The sequence below is a fragment of the Microbulbifer maximicatervae (SeqCode) genome, from assembly GCF_052467825.1.
The window spans coordinates 1118907-1135930 of sequence record NZ_CP174327.1 but is presented as its reverse complement, the minus strand read 5'-3'; the positions used below and the strand labels follow the sequence as shown (position 1 = coordinate 1135930).

Genomic DNA, 17024 nt, shown 5'->3' with positions numbered 1-17024 from the left:
ATGAGTAATCGCGTTTGGATTATTGACGACGACAGATCAATCCGCTGGGTGCTGGAAAGAGCGCTATCGCGTGAGGGGATTGATACCCAGTGCTACGAGAGTGGCGACCGCGCCCTAGATGATTTCTATAGCGATTCACCGGATGTAGTAATCAGTGATATCCGTATGCCAGGCTCCGATGGCTTTAAATTATTGCAGCGTTTCCAGGCTGAACGACCGAGCCTGCCGATAATTATTATGACTGCGCACTCGGACCTGGATAGCGCGGTAGCTGCTTACCAAGGGGGAGCCTTTGAATACCTGCCCAAGCCATTTGATATTGATGAGGCCGTAGCGGTAACCCGGCGCGCATTGATGCACGCCAGCGAACAGAGTGCTGAAGAATGGGTTGAGCCGGAAAATGGTCAGGGTAATAAAGAAATTATTGGAGAAGCGCCGGCGATGCAGGAGGTCTTCCGTGCGATTGGCCGTTTGTCTCATTCCAACATCACCGTTTTAATCAACGGTGAATCCGGCACCGGTAAGGAGTTGGTGGCGCAGGCTCTGCACAATCACAGTCCGCGCAGGGATAAGCCATTTATTGCATTGAACATGGCGGCTATACCCAAGGACCTGATGGAGTCTGAATTATTTGGCCATGAAAAAGGGGCCTTTACCGGTGCCAGCTCCCAGCGTGCCGGACGTTTTGAACAGGCCAATGGTGGCACCCTGTTTCTAGATGAAATTGGTGATATGCCCGCAGATACGCAAACCCGGTTATTGCGCGTGTTGGCTGATGGTGAATTTTACCGTGTCGGTGGCCACACCCCAGTCAAAGTGGATGTGCGTATTATTGCGGCGACTCACCAGGATCTGGAAGAGTTAGTATGTCAGCATAAATTCCGTGAGGACCTGTTTCACCGCCTGAATGTTATTCGCATCCATATTCCAAGACTGGCGGATCGCCGTGAGGATATTCCGCGATTGGTGAGGCATTTCTTTAATGCTGCGGCAAAAGATCTGGGGGTGGAGTCAAAGATCCTAACCAAGGAAACTGAGGAATATCTCTCTGGGCTGGATTGGCCCGGTAATGTGCGACAACTGGAAAATACCTGCCGCTGGATTACCGTAATGGCCTCCGGACGCGAGGTACATATTGAAGATTTGCCACAGGAGTTGCATCAGCAGGGCGCGACGACAGAAACACCGACAGACTGGCAAAAAGCTCTGCGTCTGTGGGCCGACCAGGCCCTATCCTCTGGGCAGCGCGAGATTTTAAATGAGGCTGTCCCCGCATTTGAAAAAGCGTTAATAGAAATTGCCCTTAAGCATACAGCTGGGCGCAAACGCGATGCTGCTGATCTGTTGGGCTGGGGTAGAAATACTCTGACACGTAAGTTAAAAGAATTGGAAATTGGTGGAGAGTAAATAACAGTGAGGTCTTACCAAACACGATGGGAAGACCTACTTGAAATATACTCATATCTCATTATCAGGCCGCTCTTAATTTATTTTTTTCCTGATTGAGTCTTTTACTAGCAGTAATCTATTAATATTTATTTAGATAGGTATTTTTTGTTCCAGCGAATAAATTTGAAAATGCAGCTATGTATAGAATCCTGAGTGATATTCTTATTGCCTGCTAAAATTAGAGTTAATTGCTGGTATTTAAATGATTGAGACGATATGACTGCTGATGAACTGAAAGTAGTTGCCGAGGTTCCATTTTTATTTTGGGTTAAAGATCAAACAGGCGTATATCTATGGGGTAATCGCCAAATATGTCAATTGGCCGGTGGTGAAGTGACTGGTAAGACAGACCGGGAACTTCCTTGGTCAAATAATGCTGATGCATTAAAAGCTGCGGATGATCGGGTTTTTTCCTCAGGGAAACCCGAGCACCTGCAAGAGTATGTCGATAAATCCAGCCGAGGAGAGGTTACGTTGAATGTCTGCAAGTGGTTGGATGAATTTGAAGGGCGGGATTGCTGTTTTGGGATATCTTTTGTCATTGATTCCCAATAGCCCAATAGAGCACTGGGCTATTCCACCATATATTTAGTCACTCCGGACTATTTATTTTCAGGCTGACTCCTTTTTAACACCCAATTCACCAAGCGTTCGCGCTATATCCTCTGCGCTGGTTGCCGGCTTAACATCCTTGTCAATTTTTTTAATTCGTCCATCTTTACCGATATAAATGGTAACGCGACGGGCGATATTCATTACGGGAATAAGTACATCGTACGCTTTAGCCGTTTCACCGGTGGGGTCACTGAGTAACGGGAAGTCCGCTTCGCTCTCTTCAGCAAATCGGGTGTTATCGTCAAGATCATCTGTACTGGCCATAAAGTAGGTGACTTCATAATCTTTGATCAAGTGACCGTTTTGGGCGAGCGATTTACACTCTATGGTGCAGCCACGGGTGAATGCCTTGGGAAACCAGGCGATCACAACAGCGCTTTTGCCTTGGAGGTCCGCCAATGTGTGGGTTTGGCCATCAGACCCCTGTAAAGTGAAATTTGGTGCCATTTCACCAACTTCCAGAGCGAGGCTGGGAAGGCTGATAAACGCCGTAATTAAGAGGGTCAGCAGATATTTCACGAATATTTCCCTTGAAGTTTACCGATACGCCTATGCTACTGCCCAAAGGCCTAACTGGCCAATAGCTCTGCTATAACTGCTATGCTTTATGCGCCAAAGTAAGAATATTGGTGCGTCAATGCACCGTTATGGACTTGCCGTTTTGCATGGGCTTAAATGCGCTTTGACAGCCTTTTCTATACTCTGCCACTTCCACTGATCTATACCATTTCAGTTGCCGTAGTGCTTTGCGCTTTAGCTGTGGGGATTTATCTGGGTCAGCGGCGGGTAGTGAATGCCAGTATCAAGGAGGATTCTTCCCTGGGCAGTGCGGTAGCTGCCACTTTGGGCCTGGTCGCATTCGTTTTGGCATTTACCTAAGGAATCTCTGAATAACTCCGTAATGCCTCTGCGGGTCTTGAAGGCTGCAGATGTTAGGCGCAGCTCGCCGCGAATGGCTCAGTCCTTTGCAAGAGCTGCAACGCAGCAGCTGTGGCCTTCAAGGCCCGCCCTTCGGGGCTTGCAGAGCGATTCACACTCCGCGTTGCGACTTCTTGCAAGGTCTGGACATTCCTGCGAAGCCGCGCCTTGATTGAGAACCGCTCTGCATGCCAGAGGTATCACGGAGTTATTCAGAGATTCCTTGATATGACAGCCGACCGATTTAATGAACGCAAGGCATTGCTGTTGCAGGAGGTCAATACCATTCAGGCCGCATATTTAAATGCGAGCTTTCTGCAATTGGATAAGCAGGATAAGGCGCGAGACCTAATAGCTGAATATGCGAATCTCAGGGATATTGACCCATCAATCGCTGTCACTCCGGAAGATGTAGCTCGCAGTGAGGAAATTCACCAGGCTCTTTGGCGTTTGATCGAGGCGCATATCGCACAGGATTACAACGCCGATTATTTACGCCAGTTTGCCGAGCAGGTTAACGGGATGGTAGATCTGCACCGCGCCAGGGTTGTGGTTGGGTTGCAATACCGTATACCGGGTCCACTCTGGCTATCCCTGTACTTTATGACCATTTTGGCGATGCTGGCAATTGGATACCAGTTGGGTATAAGTCGTGGGGGATCTGCCCAGGTAGTTATAGCTTTGGCCCTGACTTTCTCAACAGTGATTTTACTGGTGGCGGATTTGGATCGGGCAAATGAGGGAGCACTGTTGGTTGATCAGTCGCCGATGAGCGATCTCAATTTGCAGCTGAAAGAGCTACAGGAGGCTGCCCACTGAGCTGTTGTGCGAGCTGACTTTGCATATTAATTGGGTGGGGCGGAATTAAGGCTTTTCCGCCCCGGGGAACAGGTTAAAGATCTTCAGGTTTTTGTGGCATTAAGACATCTTCGGGATGCACAAACTCACGCATAAAAATTTCCCAGAAGGCGAGGAATAGTGCAGCGAGAAGAGGGCCTATCGCAAAGCCACTGATTCCAAACATAAACAGACCGCCGACAGTGGAGAAAAGTACTAAATAGTCGGGGAGTTTTGTGTCTCGGCCCACCAATATTGGGCGCAACAGGTTATCTACCAGGCTGATCACGGTGAAACCATAGGCGAGTAAAATCGTTGCCTTCATGGGTTCGCCAATAGCATAGAGGTAAATAGAAGCGGGGAACCAGATCAATGCGGCACCGACGGCGGGCAATAATGACAACAGGGTCATTAAAACACCCCAAAGCACCGGTGCCGGTAGGCCCAGCACCCAGAAAATAATTCCGCCCAAGCCGCCCTGGGTAATAGCGACTACCAGATTTCCTTTGATGGTTGCGCGAGTGACTTCAGCGAACTTTGCCAACAAAAGGTGCTCGCGCTCATCACCCAGTGGCAGGGCGTGGATAATCAGGTTTACCAGTCTTTCACCATCGCGAATCAGAAAGAAGGTGAGGTAGAGCATTAAGCCCAACATAACGAAAAAGTTAACAGTATTCTGTCCGACCTCAATCGCATTTTTTGCGACGAAGCTACCGGCATTCATCACTCCACCCATCAGGCGCTGCTTGGCCTCCTCGACATCCACGCCAATACTCTCGAGCGTGCTGTTAACCCTGGGGAAAGCACTGCGAATCTGCTCAAAGGATTTAGAAACATCAATTTGTCCTTCCTGGATCCGGTGATACAGAGTTACCGCTTCATTAATAAAAGAGGTGGCCACTACCAATACGGGTATCACCAATAGAACGATACACATAAACAGGGTTAGCAGAGCCATTAAATTAGGCGAATTGGGAAAGCGCTGCATCAGCAGACGGTACACGGGGTAGAAAATCAGTGCGGTGGCACAAGCCCAAAAAATAGGGGTAAAGAAGGGTTTTATTAGGAGTAAAAAAGCTACGCTGACCAATAACAAGGTCAATATAAATGAGCGCCTTTCCAGTTTTTCTTGCACTGCGACTTCCTCTGCTTCTCTTTCGGCAGCCCAGTGGTAGGGCGCCTAATTTTTGCTCTATCTAAGCAGATGCAGTGGGGTTTTACCAGCGCCTATATCCGCACGTATCCACGTGAAATCGAATGCCCCGATAGATTCCGAGGCCCATTTGCCACTCGCGGCCGTTGCGCTTGTGGATATCCCTAAGTACGGGCACCAATTGCTCTCGGGAGAACTTCTTTTTCGGAACTATATCCAGCCCGCAGAAATGCAGATGTTTACTTCCCTTGGAACCCCCGGCCTTACGGTTGTAATCCACTGTGCGCCACCCGGAGACCACTGTTACCGGGCCGACGCGGGGCACTATTTCCCGCTCGATTACCCGCAGAGTATTTACGATGCCCCACCAGAGCTCCTTGGGAGGGATGGCGAATGCGGGTTCGTCCAAATCCTGCCAGTCACTGCCCTGACGCAATAGCTCATAGGGTTGCACAACCTGTTCAACCCGGTTGGAGCGCAGGAATTTTTTGAGTTGAGTAAAGCGTGCATGGTTATTGCCTTTGCTCAGGAAGCGGCTGAATGCCCTCTCGGAAGCTGCCGGATAGCCCTGGATATCGTAAACCTCCGGGATCATTAGCAGCGGTAGGATATCGATAGGGGATTTCACCCGGTCATCAGCCTCGCGCGCTCGCTCGTAAGTAAAAACAAATAGACCGGTGAGAATCGCCAGTGCGATTGCCCCAATGATGATGATCCGCCGGCGCAGTTGACGCTGGCCGATTTCTACGCACTCTTTGTTACTTTGCATAACCATCGGGCAGCTCCCTCAATTACCAGGTGCGATAGCCACAGGTATCGACATGAAACAGGACATCGTCAATCAGGCCCATTCCGACATTGCTATCGGGACCGAGGCGTGCGTGCAGTGTGCTTAGCTCTTCAGCGAGTTCGTTTTTACCGATATTGGAATTCGGAATTAAGTCCAGCCCGCAAAAGTCACGGTGGCGGGGCTGGTCTTCGGTCGCAAGTTTTCGGTTGTAGGCATCAGTGCGGTAAGCGGAAACCACAGTGACAGGGCCAATTAGCGGTATTACCTGGTCTCGTACCAGGGTGAGGGTTTTCACAATATTGGACCACTGGTCCCTGGGTGGTATGGCGAATGGGGGTTCCCCCAGTTCCAGCCAGTCCCCCCCCTGTCGCAGAAGATCACGAATAGGAAAAACCTCGGCGACACCCCGGTCCCGAAGCAATTGATTGAGTGCTTGTACGCTGGAGCGGTTACTGCCCTCTCGCAGGAATTTGTTAAAGGTCTCCTCGTTGGCGAGGCGATAGCCACGCTGCTCGACATAGGACTTCTCTTGCGAGGAGAGGAATAGATAGAGCCAGAGGGTAAACAGGATGGCACTGAGTATTAAAGTGAGGGCACTGACGACCACCCGATTGACTCTTTGCCCGGGCGGCTTGTGTGGGAACAGGGTTTCGAAGCGAGTAAACGAGTTACCTGCGGACATAGTGCTCGCGATTGCTGCTGAGAGAGTTTTTCCTCCGACGCTAAAATCGTCGGCGCCTGTTTACTCACTATAGCCGCAAAAATCGACGGGCTGCGGGCTTGGGATCAGCCACAAAAAAAGCCGCCGCTCCTGGGGGAGCAGCGGCTTTTGGGTCACGGACAGCGCACTGTGCCCGACAACCTCTACTTAGGCTTTAGGGCCTGCATTTTTAACGTCTTCGCTGACATTGAACTTCTCAATGTTCTCGGCGAACAGCTTGGCCAGCTTGCCTGCCTGATCGTCGTAAGCAGCTTTGTCAGCCCAGGCTTCACGAGGGTTCAGGTAAGACTTGTCCACGCCGGGCACTTCCATCGGGATATCCAGGTTCAGGGCATCCAGGTGCTCAGTGGCAACGCCTTCCAGGGCGCCGCTCTGGATAGCGGCAACGACAGCGCGGGTTACCGGAATCGGGAAGCGCTTGCCGTTGTCGCCGGAGCCGCCGGTCCAACCGGTGTTTACCAGGTAGACCTTGGAGCCGAACTCTTCGATGCGCTTCATCAGCAGGTCTGCGTATTCGCGCGGTGCACGGGGCATAAACGGCGCGCCAAAGCAGGTGGAGAAAGTCGGGTGGATACCGGCCTCTGCGCCCAGTTCGGTGGAGCCTACGCGGGCGGTGTAGCCAGACAGGAAGTGGTAAGCCGCAGCCTCTTTGGAGAGGATGGATACCGGTGGCAGTACGCCGGATACATCGCAAGTCAGGAAGATAACGTTCTTCGGCTCGCCAGCGCGGTTTTCCAGCTGACGCATTTCGACGTGCTCCAGCGGGTAGGAGCAGCGACCGTTTTCAGTCAGGCTGGTGTCGCAGTAGTCAGCAGTGCCGTGATCGTTGGTTACCACGTTTTCAACGATGGCACCGAAACGGATGGCATCCCAGATTACCGGCTCATTTTTCTGGCTCAGGTCGATGGTTTTCGCGTAGCAGCCACCTTCCATATTGAAGACGGCACCCTTGGTCCAGCCGTGCTCATCGTCACCGATCAGGTAGCGCTCGGGATCTGCGGACAGGGTGGTCTTGCCGGTACCGGACAGGCCGAAGAACAGGCAGGTATCGCCATCTTCGCCGACGTTAGCCGCGCAGTGCATGGGCATTACGTCTTTTTCTGGCAGCAGGAAGTTCTGTACAGAGAACATGGCCTTCTTCATTTCGCCGGCGTAGCGCATGCCGGCCAGCAGAACTTTGCGCTGGCCGAAGTTGATAATTACGCAGCCTTCGGAGTTGGTGCCATCGCGCTCGGGCTCACAGACAAAGTGAGGAGCGTGCAGGATTTGCCACTCTTCCTTGGACTTGGGGTTGTACTTTTCGGCGCGGATAAACATGTTGCGGCCGAATAGGTTGTGCCATGCAGTTTGGGTGGTCACTACCACTGGCAAGTAGTGGTCTTCATCCTGGCCCACATGCAGGTGCTGAACAAAAGTATCGTGACCGGCAACAAAAGCCTCTACACGATCCCACAGGGCGTCAAACTTATCCTGCGGGAAAGGACGGTTGACGTTGCCCCAGGCGATGCTGTCGGCAGTGGAGGGCTCTTCTACAACAAAGCGGTCAGCCGGGGAGCGACCGGTGCGTGCGCCGGTTTCAGTCACCAGAGCGCCTGTATCTGACAGCTTGCCCTCGCCGCGCGTCAGAGCCTGCTCTACCAATTGTGCCGGTGATAGGTTCTTGAAGACCATCGCGGAGTCGTCGATCTGTGCCATTCGTGGAATACCCGTGAAAGTTGGACAGTAAATAAAATGGGGCTGCCCAAGGTTTAGACAGCCGTAGAAAATTTTGGGGGCGCATTATTGCAAAATTCAAAATATGCGGATACCAACTATGGCTATTTTGTAGTCAATGACAGCGCTGTCATGGAAAATAATGTCGACCTAAATTCACACCATTTATGGCTGCACCCCTGATTATTCTTTTTTTGAATTTAATGGGGGAATTAGGGGTGTCAGGTGGTAGGGCTGCGCTGAGGATTCGGCGGTTGCGCAGCCCTTCGAGGATCAGTGAAGAGTGTGGGGGGGAGCGTTGAGGAGCGACTCAATTTGATCCCGGTCAAAGCGGTACTGGGTGTTACAGAATTGGCAGTCCGCGATAATCTCACCCTGCTGCTCTTCCAGCAGGCGGTAGACATCCTCTGCACCCAGGGAAACCAACGCGCGGGCACTGCGCTCTCTCGAGCAGCTGCACTTGAAGCGAATAGTGTCGGTACCCAGGGTTGCCGGCTCCAATTGGTGGAATAGGCGGTGAATCAGCTCTGGGTGGGGAACGTTAAATAACTCCTCGTCAGTTACGGTCTCCGCTAAGTGAATCGCTGTTTCCCAGGCGTCCTGATTTTCCTCTTCCGTGGCGGCATTATTGCCCGGCAGAATCTGCAACATAAGACCGGCGACGGTATTGTCACTGCTTTCCAGCCATACGCGGGTAGCCAGCTGTTCCGATTGCTTAAAGTAGTCTTCCAGGCAGCCGGCCAGGTTGTCCTGCTCCATGGGAACCACACCTTGATAGCGCTCACCGCGCTTTGGCTCAAGGGTAATGGCCAGGGCTCCATGGGGGCCGATCATATCGCGCAGGGTGGCGTTTTCGTCGATTTGTGCACCCTCAGCAACTCGGGCGATGCCGCGCAGGTCGCTGTGGTGAGTGCACTCCGCCATAATCATCGGCACATCGCCTTCGCCACGGGCCTGGAGGCTCAGGACACCTTCGAATTTCAGTGTGGTTGAAAGCAGGCTGGCTGCGGTGAGGAATTCCCCCAGCAGGCGGGCCACTGGCGTAGGCAGCGGGTTGTGTTCCAGTACTTCGCGGTAGGAATCAGTAAGTGTCACCACCTGTCCGCGAATATCGTGTTTGGAGAAAATAAAGCGTTCCAGCTGATCGGACATAGGTCGGGGGCTCTCGGTATTAAAACCGCAGGATTTTAGAGGTGGATATGCCTAAATGGTAGCTGTCGCTGATCATTGCTGGTGCAGTAGAGGAAGAATGTGGAGCGCTACCCCATTATCACAATGGGTCAGCGCTCAAGTAGGAGAGTAACTAGCCGCAGTAGTATTTAATTTCCCGCTGGAGCTTTTCAGCTATTTGCTGTCTCTCCCGCTCGGTGCGACGCACTTCTTTGCCGTTATTGTCGAGAAACACAACCCGCCCTTGAATGGCCTCAAGGTCACTGCGGGCCTTGTCGCAGGCTTTCTTCATCTTTTGCTGCTTTTCCTGTTTCTCGCGCAATTGGCGCTCGCGGTATTCATCATCAACCTTTTGAGAAACTCTTGATCTCGTTGCGGTTGTTAAAATAGGCCGCCGACTGCCATTGGAGCCAATAGAATTGATCGGGGCCAGATCCCCCGAAACATCCTCGGCTTTGGCGTCAGTCGGGGGGCGATCGCCAAAGTGTACCCGGCCATTTTCATCGACCCAGCGGTACATCTCTGCGCTGCTTGCGGTTGCACTAGCGGCCAGTATAAGGCCGCCTATTACGGAACGTAGACACAGTAATTTCACGGCTACTCCATGCCCTTCTATATTTCTATTCTTCTTTATTGGCCAGCTGGCTGAACAACCCCTGCGAATGGCGCTGGGGGATATGGTAGGTCTGCAGTATCAGAGGCTGCTGCTCCTGGGCCTCTGCCGCATCCAAGACCATCCGGTAACCGGAGCGGTCACGCAAATCCACAAAGTCCTGCTTGTTGCCTTCCATCAATTGAGCGAACTCGTCGAAGTCCTTGATGCTGTGGCCATTTACTGAGTCGATAATCCAGTTCTTCCAGTCGTGGTAGCCGAGGTTCACATTGGCAGGCAGTACTTTCAGGGCGACGACCAGCTCGCGGCGCTCCTCGTCACTCCATTGATTGCGGGCATAGAGGTAGTCAATAGGCGCCTTGGAGTGCCAGTTTTTGCCCCAGCGTTTGATCAGGTTCATATTCAGGGGCACAAAGACAACACCGCCGTAGATATAGTAGCGGGGCTGGCGGTCAAATTGCTCTCCCAGCACCATAGCGCGTGAGGGAGGTGTTGCGGCCAGCGTGACCTCAGCGGTCTGCTCTTTACCATCGCGGGAGAAGCGCACGGGTAAACGTTCACCGACATGGTGGCGGTCCACGGCGTAGTGGTAGTTGGTGCGCTGGTTTTCCCTCCATTCCACAGTCCGGTCAGCCGCTACTTTAAAGCCATCGACTTCGAGCAGGACATCGCCGGGTTTAAACACTTCAGCTGCGGGGGAATTGTCGAACACTTTAACGACCATGGCACCATCCTGGTCTTCCTCGAGACCGGCCGCTTTTTTCATCGATGGGCTTTCCAGACTCTGGGTTACCAGTCCCAGTTCGGGGAACCCTTGGTGCACATTGTCCTTAGCATCTTCTAAGACATGAGCGATCACGCTGGGGGGGACAAAGTAACCCAGGTTTTCAGCGCTCTGATTGGTTTGCATGGCCACGCCGACGATGCGGCCATTGGAGATAACCGGACCGCCGCTGTTGCCCGGGTTGATTGCCGCATCTATCTGGCCCGCCATCAGGTAGCTTTCCGCATGGGCATAATACTGGTGCTCCACGCGGGAGAGTACTCCGCGGGTAATCGAAAGGGATTTGCCGCCTATGGGGTAGCCGTAGACGGTGACCTCTTCCTGCAGATCGGGCAATTTGCCCAGGGTCAGGGGGCGGGTATCATTGAAAAAGCTTTCGTCATCGACGGTCAGCAGGGCGAGGTCGGCATCGTGGGAGACAAATTTCACTCGGGCGCGGAATTTCTTTGCATCGCCGTGGCGCTGTACCTGGATGAAGCTGCCGTTGGCCACTACGTGTGCGTTGGTCAGGATTTGCTGGTTGCGGATAACGGCACCGGAACCGGACAGCTGCTTGGGGTTGAGCAGGGCCCAGGGATTGAAATAATCCGGGGCGGCGGCGGTGGTGTAAATCTTGATGATTGAGCGCTTGAGCTGCTCGTGTTCTCGGCTATCTGCTAGGGCGGTTTGGGTACCGAGCAAAATCAGCAGGGAAATGGCGATCAGTCGTTTCAACATGGCTGTTTTCTATCCGGTTAAGTGGGGGCAGTTTAGCAGCTAAAGTGGGAAATGGCGGAAATTTCACCACTTTTGTCTGCTGAGTCTACTCTTGTTCCCGCAGGAAGCGGTGTATCTGGCGGCGTTGCTTTTTATTGGGTCGCTCCTGTTGTATCCCGGCATTGGCTGCCTGTCGCTCGGTTTTCTCTTTTTCCCGGCGGGCGATACTGTCTTCGGTCTCGCGGTATAAGGTGCGCGCAATCTCGGCGCCGCGCCGCTGATCCGATAGAGCGATTACTTCAACTTCCAGTAAATCCCAGCCCTGGCGGATGCTCAGTTTGACACCGGTAGTGACTTCCTTGCTGGCTTTGACCCGCTGGCCATCGGCGTGGACTTTTCCACCTTCGATCGCCTGCTTGGCAATACTGCGAGTCTTAAAGAAGCGCGCGGCCCAGAGCCACTTATCGATACGTACTTTTTCCATGGTTTCCTTGTGAAATCAGGCGGACCCGGTGTCCAGTCTGCTGCGGTTAAAAGCCATGATCTCATCAAAATGATGGATCGCCGGGAAGTTGGTAATTTCTCGTTTGGGCCCGCGGCTATCCGGTTGGCGAATACACAATAGGTGGGCGATACCGTAGTCCTGGGCCGCGCTCAGAACAGATTGGTTATCGTCGACAAACAGGGTGTTCTCCGGGTCAAATTCCAGGTTATCTCGCAGAGAGTCCCAGAAATTGGCACTCTCCTTGGCATGTCCATAATCATGGGAGGAGATGATGCCGTCAAACCAGCGGTCGATACCGGTGATCTCCAGCTTGTGATCCAGCCCTTGACGGTGCGCATTGGTCACGAGGTAGGTGGGCTTTTGCAGTTGTTGCAGGCCGCTCAGAAACGCCTCAGTGTGGGGGCGCAGGGCGATGCGGGTCTCAATCTCGCGCAATATGCTGAGGATATCCAGCTCCAGTTTTTCCGCCCAGAAGTCTAGGCAGTACCACTCCAGCGTACCGCGGCGGGCATTGATCTCAGCCTCGAGCTTCTGCTGGGCTTCCTGTGGATCAAAGCCGTGGACTTCAGCGTAGCGCTTGGGCAGGTGCGTGAGCCAAAAGTGGTTGTCGTAATGCAAATCCAACAGGGTGCCGTCCATGTCCAGCAATACGGTATCGATACTTCGCCAGTCGAGCATGGGAGCTGTCTACCTCTTTGAGATGGGGCGGGAAGACAAGTTTAGTTGGCTTGCCACTGCCTTCCCGGATCGTTTGCATTATGCCTGGGCGCGGTGGATTCCGTACAGGATACATAGTTGCGCACTGTAGTAGGTGAGCATAATGGCGGCATCGGCTAGTGGTAGTGGGGTGATGAACTTGTTAATAGCAATCAATGTGTCTGAAGCCATAAAGATGACTGCCCCGGAAAATAGCAGGGTGGAGTCGCCCTTGTGCATTGCGGCTGCGACCGCCATGGCGAGGATAGCCAGCAGGTAAGCCATTACTGCCGGTGCTAAGTCCCCTGCAGCAGGGAGGATAATTTGCGCCAAAAGCAGTGCGGCAATCACTACAGGCAGTGTCCGAATAAGGTTGCGCCGATTGGGGGGCTCCGCAAAACGAAGGAAGCCCAGCGCGTAGATTAGCTGGGCAATGAGAAAAGCACCCAGTCCAAATACAAAGTGTTGGGGGAATTGCATTTCGAGGAGTACATCCCCGATGGCGGAGAAAGTGAGGGCTAGGAAAGTGAACAGTAGGGTTTTGCCCCGCAGCTCCAGTCTGGCAATCATCATTAAACACAGTATCGGCAGCGCTTTTAGCGCGGGCATCCACAAGTTATCCAGTTTCCAGGTATCCAGAAAGATGAATAAAGTGGCACTGGCCAGGAACATCGGTACCAGGTAATTGCGAAAGTTGTGCTGGGGTGCGGAATTTTCTACGGACATAGGTACTTACCTTATTTTTATTTTGTATACCTCCCCATCAATTTAACGGTTTTCCTTCGCATCATCGATAGCTTGTACTCTCTAATTCCAATTGAGTTTTCTCCAGTGCCGGCCGCGGGACATTTCTGGGGTAATATGGAGCATCGAAAATACATGCCCGGCAGTTGTTTGCCTTGAGCACTAGTCATGGAGAGCCTCACCGATGAAAGCGGCCAATATTCTGGAAACAATCGGCAATACCCCTCACGTAAGAATCAATCACCTCTTTCGCCCCGATATAGAAGTTTGGATGAAGGTAGAGCGCTTTAATCCGGGCAGCAGTATTAAGGACCGAATTGCCTTGGCGATGATTGAGGATGCGGAGCGTCGTGGAGCCCTGCAGCCCGGTGGGGTAATAATCGAACCGACCTCTGGTAATACGGGAATTGGACTGGCGATGGTTGCTGCCGTGAAGGATTATCGCCTGATCCTGACCATGCCGGAGTCTATGTCGGTAGAGCGTCGCCAGGTCATGAAAGCAATGGGCGCAGAATTGGTCCTTACACCTAAAGAGCGCGGTATGGGCGGCGCTATTGCTAAGGCGGAGGAGTTATTGGCCTCACATGCAAATAGCTGGATGCCCCAACAATTTAATAACCGCGCCAATGTCCAGGTGCACCGGGATGTTACCTCCAAGGAAATCTTGGCAGACTTTCCTGAGGGGCTGGATTATATGATTACCGGTGTAGGTACTGGCGGGCATATCACAGGCTGTGGTGAAGTCTTAAAAGAGCACTTTCCAAAATTACAGGTCTATGCGGTAGAGCCGGAGAAATCACCGGTGATTAGCGGTGGAGAGAAAGGCCTGCATCGTTTGCAGGGTATCGGCGCCGGCTTTGTACCCCAGGTACTCAATACGGAAGTACTCGACGGTACTGTATTGGTGAGTGAGGAAGACAGTTTTGCAATGGCGCGTCGTTGCGCATTAAAAGAGGGAATTTTTGTGGGTATCTCCTCCGGTGCCAGCCTTGCGGCCCTGAAAAAGCGCGAAGGGGAGATGGATGCGGGCAGCCGGGTACTGGTGTTCAGCTATGACACTGGTGAGCGCTATCTGTCCGTTCAGGACCTTTTCTCCGCCTAAGATTTTATAATGGTGAATTCAAAGAGTATGGAGTTGTAATGGATAAAGCACTTTTGGAGCAGGTGATAGATATCTGCAAACGCGCGGGAGAGGCGATTCTCGAGGTTTATCACAACAGCGCTGAGTTGGAAGTCGAGACAAAGAAAGATGATTCCCCAGTAACTGCCGCAGATCTGGCCGCTCACAAAGTACTGGAACCGGCGTTAGCACAGCTTATCGAGGGAGTACCGGTTTTATCAGAAGAGCAGGAAATGCCCTCGTTCGAAGAGCGCAGTCAGTGGCAGCGTTACTGGATTGTCGATCCGCTCGATGGCACCAAAGAATTTATCCGACGCAACGGTGAATTTACCGTAAATGTCGCATTAATCGAAAATGGCGAGCCCGTTTTGGGGGTGGTTTACGTACCGGTACTGAATATCACTTATGCCGGCTGCAAGGGCGAAGGAGCCTTTAAGCGCGATGCCAATGGCGAAATTGACATTCGGGTGCGCCCACTGAAGCCGCGCCTGGATAATAGTGAAGTTGTTGAGCTTGTGGCCAGCCGCAGCCATGGAACTGGCACCGTCGACCAGTTGGTACAACGTATCGAGTCTGAACTGGGTGCTGTCGAGTGCAAAAATATGGGCTCGTCGCTGAAATTATGCCTGGTTGCTGAGGGTGCAGCAGATTTGTATCCGCGCCTCGCTCCTACTTGCGAGTGGGATACTGCGGCAGCTCAGGCTGTAGTTGAAGCAGCAGGTGGTATTGTTGTGGACGAAGAGTTTAATTTGTTGCGCTACAACACTAAAGACTCTCTGCTGAATCCCTTTTTCTATGTAATTGGCGATTCTTCTTTTGATTGGCAATCCCTACTGCTGGATAAGTCCGCTGCTTAGGGTGTGACACCAATAAACATATAGAGAGTATATTTGTGCCTCCACCACCACTGGTGGAGGCTTTAAAGGGGATCTGGATATTTCCAAATTCAGGAGGCTCACTGATGTCTGGACCCGATCTGCGCTTTAACCAGGATAAAGGTGAAATTCGCTGTTTGCGTCGGGAACTGGAGGAGGAAATAAACTGGTTGCAGCGGCATTTTGAAGCCCTCTCCAATGCAGTCGATGCAAATGATATTGCGTTGCGGCGCACCTATAACAGCATGCTATTTTCCCGCCGGGCCCTATTAGGTAGAATGCCCCGTTAACTAAATTCCAAATATTTTCTTGTGTGAAAAACTGTAGTGCTGCAGGTTTTAATTTGAATACGGCAGTTCTTCCTACTCAGTGCTGTCACTTATAGTGTTGAATCTGTGCCAGCGCGAAATATTATTTCCCAGCTAATTAGCTAATTTCCTTGCCAAATTCCCCCGTAAAATGTAAAGCAGTCTACGCTTTGGAAAGCTAATACATAAGAGTATTTTTCAATGCGCTACCCGGTTGTGGTGCACAATATTGAATATGCCGGATTTGGTGCCATTGCACCGGATCTGCCGCATTGCCACTGCTATGCCGATACCCTTGAGGGGACCCTGCAAAAAATGGCTGAAACGATTTTTCAGCGGTTGGAAGAGCTCCGTCAGGCTGGACAGCCAATGCCGCAAGCAGGTGATGTAGACAACCTGAAGAAAAACCCGGCTTTTGTAGGAGGCGTCTGGGCCATTATTGATGTAGAAACAACTTGAAATAATTCACTGAGCTTGAACTTGATGACTGGCTTTTTGATGTGAGTGGCGATGATAAAGCTATCCGTCTACCTGCTTTCCTTTTTTATAGCTGCGTCCAGTTATGGATTCGAGGCGAATAATCCTTTTGATGGTGTCGCCACGGGAGAGTACCGGATTATCGGTACCGTTGGTTTTGGGAGTGGCGAGCAGCAGTTAAATAAGCAGCGGGATTCTTTTGGCTATGTCAGCCTTGGAATTACGCCGGCGGTAGGAGTCTGGCAAGTTGAGCTGCGGGCGTCACATTTTGATGATAATCATGTCACAGTAGATCAGGTAGGTTTAAATTTTAAAATTGATTTTACCCTGAATTGTCACGTTCAATGTCTCTATTGGATGGTGGGATATAATTATGCCGATGTGGATTTGAACAATGTTATAAGAAGAGGCTATTGGTATCGAGAATACCCACCATTTTATCCGGATGATCGATATATCTATATTATTGATGCCAGTGGCAGTGATACCTTTTGGAATGCCGGAGTGGGTTACCGAATTATGTGGACTCAGGATTTCGATACTTCATTAGAGTATAACTACAATAATATTGGCAAAATAGAACGTGTTAACCTTGGGCATCTGCGTACCCTGAGTTTGAATTTTTCCTACCGCTTTTAGTTTGCCTCCCACCTTTTACTACTGGGATGGAAGGAAAGAATACACCGCACTCGAGACACGCTGTGAATACATCCCTGTAAGCTCCTAATCGGCATCCATGCCTCATAGGGTCCCAAGCGCGGTGTATTCTTTCCTTCTCCCTTTTTAGTAACTTATTTTTCCCAATAATTTACTCGTAGAAATTTCTCAATTAACTACTGA

General features: G+C 51.7%; 20 protein-coding genes. 9 read left to right on the top strand and 11 right to left on the bottom strand.

Annotated features, from left to right (window positions below):
• The gene (gene ntrC, locus ACJJII_RS05055; protein WP_444918518.1) at positions 1–1407 is read left to right on the top strand and encodes a nitrogen regulation protein NR(I); all 1407 of its coding nucleotides are present in this window, start codon (positions 1–3) and stop codon (positions 1405–1407) included.
• Positions 1408–1665: 258 nt separating this feature from the next.
• Positions 1666–2004: a PAS domain-containing protein gene (locus ACJJII_RS05050; RefSeq protein ID WP_444918517.1), complete on the top strand. Its 339-nt coding sequence runs from the start codon at positions 1666–1668 to the stop codon at positions 2002–2004.
• 57 nt (positions 2005–2061) lie between these two features.
• Here ACJJII_RS05050 and ACJJII_RS05045 read toward each other — a convergent pair whose 3' ends face one another.
• Positions 2062–2583, bottom strand: coding sequence for a peroxiredoxin family protein (locus ACJJII_RS05045; protein WP_444895773.1), 522 nt, complete (start codon positions 2581–2583; stop codon positions 2062–2064).
• Positions 2584–2739: 156 nt separating this feature from the next.
• On the opposite strand from ACJJII_RS05045, the gene ACJJII_RS05040 reads away from it, so the two are divergent.
• Both ACJJII_RS05040 and ACJJII_RS05035 read left to right on the top strand, forming a co-directional pair.
• Positions 2740–2943: a hypothetical protein gene (locus tag ACJJII_RS05040; protein ID WP_444918516.1), complete on the top strand. Its 204-nt coding sequence runs from the start codon at positions 2740–2742 to the stop codon at positions 2941–2943.
• A 267-nt stretch (positions 2944–3210) separates the two neighbouring features.
• Positions 3211–3801 (top strand): bestrophin-like domain, encoded by a 591-nt coding sequence (locus tag ACJJII_RS05035; protein ID WP_444918515.1) that lies wholly within the window; start codon positions 3211–3213, stop codon positions 3799–3801.
• Between the two features lie 73 nt (positions 3802–3874).
• Here ACJJII_RS05035 and ACJJII_RS05030 read toward each other — a convergent pair whose 3' ends face one another.
• The 10 genes from ACJJII_RS05030 to ACJJII_RS04985 form a co-directional block, all read right to left on the bottom strand.
• The gene (locus tag ACJJII_RS05030; protein ID WP_413663709.1) at positions 3875–4954 is read right to left on the bottom strand and encodes an AI-2E family transporter; all 1080 of its coding nucleotides are present in this window, start codon (positions 4952–4954) and stop codon (positions 3875–3877) included.
• Positions 4955–5036: 82 nt separating this feature from the next.
• Complete coding sequence (locus ACJJII_RS05025; RefSeq protein WP_444895775.1) at positions 5037–5747, bottom strand: D-Ala-D-Ala carboxypeptidase family metallohydrolase; 711 nt, start codon at positions 5745–5747, stop codon at positions 5037–5039.
• Positions 5748–5763: 16 nt separating this feature from the next.
• Positions 5764–6444 carry a hypothetical protein gene (locus tag ACJJII_RS05020; protein WP_444915242.1) on the bottom strand — a complete coding sequence of 227 codons (681 nt, stop codon included), beginning with the start codon at positions 6442–6444 and terminating at the stop codon, positions 5764–5766.
• Positions 6445–6630: 186 nt separating this feature from the next.
• Positions 6631–8178: a phosphoenolpyruvate carboxykinase gene (locus ACJJII_RS05015; protein WP_282930824.1), complete on the bottom strand. Its 1548-nt coding sequence runs from the start codon at positions 8176–8178 to the stop codon at positions 6631–6633.
• 291 nt (positions 8179–8469) lie between these two features.
• Positions 8470–9348 (bottom strand): Hsp33 family molecular chaperone HslO, encoded by an 879-nt coding sequence (hslO, locus tag ACJJII_RS05010; RefSeq protein WP_444918514.1) that lies wholly within the window; start codon positions 9346–9348, stop codon positions 8470–8472.
• A 151-nt stretch (positions 9349–9499) separates the two neighbouring features.
• Entirely contained in the window at positions 9500–9961 is a 462-nt protein-coding gene (locus tag ACJJII_RS05005; RefSeq protein WP_444915244.1) for a DUF4124 domain-containing protein, read from the bottom strand.
• Positions 9962–9986: 25 nt separating this feature from the next.
• Positions 9987–11480, bottom strand: coding sequence for a S1C family serine protease (locus ACJJII_RS05000; protein WP_444918513.1), 1494 nt, complete (start codon positions 11478–11480; stop codon positions 9987–9989).
• Between the two features lie 85 nt (positions 11481–11565).
• Complete coding sequence (locus ACJJII_RS04995; protein WP_444915246.1) at positions 11566–11943, bottom strand: Hsp15 family ribosome-associated heat shock protein; 378 nt, start codon at positions 11941–11943, stop codon at positions 11566–11568.
• Positions 11944–11958: 15 nt separating this feature from the next.
• A complete protein-coding gene (gene yrfG, locus ACJJII_RS04990) occupies positions 11959–12642 on the bottom strand; it encodes a GMP/IMP nucleotidase (protein WP_444895781.1) in 684 nt (227 codons plus the stop codon).
• Positions 12643–12720: 78 nt separating this feature from the next.
• Entirely contained in the window at positions 12721–13386 is a 666-nt protein-coding gene (locus tag ACJJII_RS04985; protein ID WP_444918512.1) for a lysoplasmalogenase, read from the bottom strand.
• A 202-nt stretch (positions 13387–13588) separates the two neighbouring features.
• Here ACJJII_RS04985 and cysK point away from each other — a divergent pair, with 202 nt between their 5' ends.
• The 5 genes from cysK to ACJJII_RS04960 all read left to right on the top strand — a co-directional run bounded on the left by cysK (position 13589) and on the right by ACJJII_RS04960 (position 16823).
• Positions 13589–14506 carry a cysteine synthase A gene (gene cysK, locus ACJJII_RS04980; protein WP_444918511.1) on the top strand — a complete coding sequence of 306 codons (918 nt, stop codon included), beginning with the start codon at positions 13589–13591 and terminating at the stop codon, positions 14504–14506.
• 38 nt (positions 14507–14544) lie between these two features.
• Entirely contained in the window at positions 14545–15381 is an 837-nt protein-coding gene (cysQ, locus tag ACJJII_RS04975; protein WP_444918510.1) for a 3'(2'),5'-bisphosphate nucleotidase CysQ, read from the top strand.
• Positions 15382–15485: 104 nt separating this feature from the next.
• Positions 15486–15689, top strand: coding sequence for a hypothetical protein (locus ACJJII_RS04970; RefSeq protein WP_108734878.1), 204 nt, complete (start codon positions 15486–15488; stop codon positions 15687–15689).
• A gap of 219 nt (positions 15690–15908) precedes the next feature.
• Positions 15909–16166 carry a type II toxin-antitoxin system HicB family antitoxin gene (locus ACJJII_RS04965; RefSeq protein WP_108734877.1) on the top strand — a complete coding sequence of 86 codons (258 nt, stop codon included), beginning with the start codon at positions 15909–15911 and terminating at the stop codon, positions 16164–16166.
• Positions 16167–16217: 51 nt separating this feature from the next.
• Positions 16218–16823 (top strand): outer membrane beta-barrel protein, encoded by a 606-nt coding sequence (locus tag ACJJII_RS04960; protein ID WP_238152084.1) that lies wholly within the window; start codon positions 16218–16220, stop codon positions 16821–16823.
• The last annotated feature ends 201 nt before the right edge of the window (positions 16824–17024 follow it).

What these genes read in the sequence shown, in the direction of transcription:
- ntrC (WP_444918518.1), top strand. Translation starts at nt 1, where the DNA reads ATGAGTAATCGCGTTTGGATTATTGACGACGACAGATCAATCCGCTGG.
- ACJJII_RS05050 (WP_444918517.1), top strand. Translation starts at nt 1,666, where the DNA reads ATGACTGCTGATGAACTGAAAGTAGTTGCCGAGGTTCCATTTTTATTT.
- ACJJII_RS05040 (WP_444918516.1), top strand. Translation starts at nt 2,740, where the DNA reads ATGCGCTTTGACAGCCTTTTCTATACTCTGCCACTTCCACTGATCTAT.
- ACJJII_RS05035 (WP_444918515.1), top strand. Translation starts at nt 3,211, where the DNA reads ATGACAGCCGACCGATTTAATGAACGCAAGGCATTGCTGTTGCAGGAG.
- ACJJII_RS05025 (WP_444895775.1), bottom strand. Translation starts at nt 5,747, where the DNA reads ATGGTTATGCAAAGTAACAAAGAGTGCGTAGAAATCGGCCAGCGTCAA.
- ACJJII_RS05020 (WP_444915242.1), bottom strand. Translation starts at nt 6,444, where the DNA reads ATGTCCGCAGGTAACTCGTTTACTCGCTTCGAAACCCTGTTCCCACAC.
- ACJJII_RS05015 (WP_282930824.1), bottom strand. Translation starts at nt 8,178, where the DNA reads ATGGCACAGATCGACGACTCCGCGATGGTCTTCAAGAACCTATCACCG.
- hslO (WP_444918514.1), bottom strand. Translation starts at nt 9,348, where the DNA reads ATGTCCGATCAGCTGGAACGCTTTATTTTCTCCAAACACGATATTCGC.
- ACJJII_RS05000 (WP_444918513.1), bottom strand. Translation starts at nt 11,480, where the DNA reads ATGTTGAAACGACTGATCGCCATTTCCCTGCTGATTTTGCTCGGTACC.
- ACJJII_RS04995 (WP_444915246.1), bottom strand. Translation starts at nt 11,943, where the DNA reads ATGGAAAAAGTACGTATCGATAAGTGGCTCTGGGCCGCGCGCTTCTTT.
- yrfG (WP_444895781.1), bottom strand. Translation starts at nt 12,642, where the DNA reads ATGCTCGACTGGCGAAGTATCGATACCGTATTGCTGGACATGGACGGC.
- ACJJII_RS04985 (WP_444918512.1), bottom strand. Translation starts at nt 13,386, where the DNA reads ATGTCCGTAGAAAATTCCGCACCCCAGCACAACTTTCGCAATTACCTG.
- cysK (WP_444918511.1), top strand. Translation starts at nt 13,589, where the DNA reads ATGAAAGCGGCCAATATTCTGGAAACAATCGGCAATACCCCTCACGTA.
- cysQ (WP_444918510.1), top strand. Translation starts at nt 14,545, where the DNA reads ATGGATAAAGCACTTTTGGAGCAGGTGATAGATATCTGCAAACGCGCG.
- ACJJII_RS04970 (WP_108734878.1), top strand. Translation starts at nt 15,486, where the DNA reads ATGTCTGGACCCGATCTGCGCTTTAACCAGGATAAAGGTGAAATTCGC.
- ACJJII_RS04965 (WP_108734877.1), top strand. Translation starts at nt 15,909, where the DNA reads ATGCGCTACCCGGTTGTGGTGCACAATATTGAATATGCCGGATTTGGT.
- ACJJII_RS04960 (WP_238152084.1), top strand. Translation starts at nt 16,218, where the DNA reads ATGATAAAGCTATCCGTCTACCTGCTTTCCTTTTTTATAGCTGCGTCC.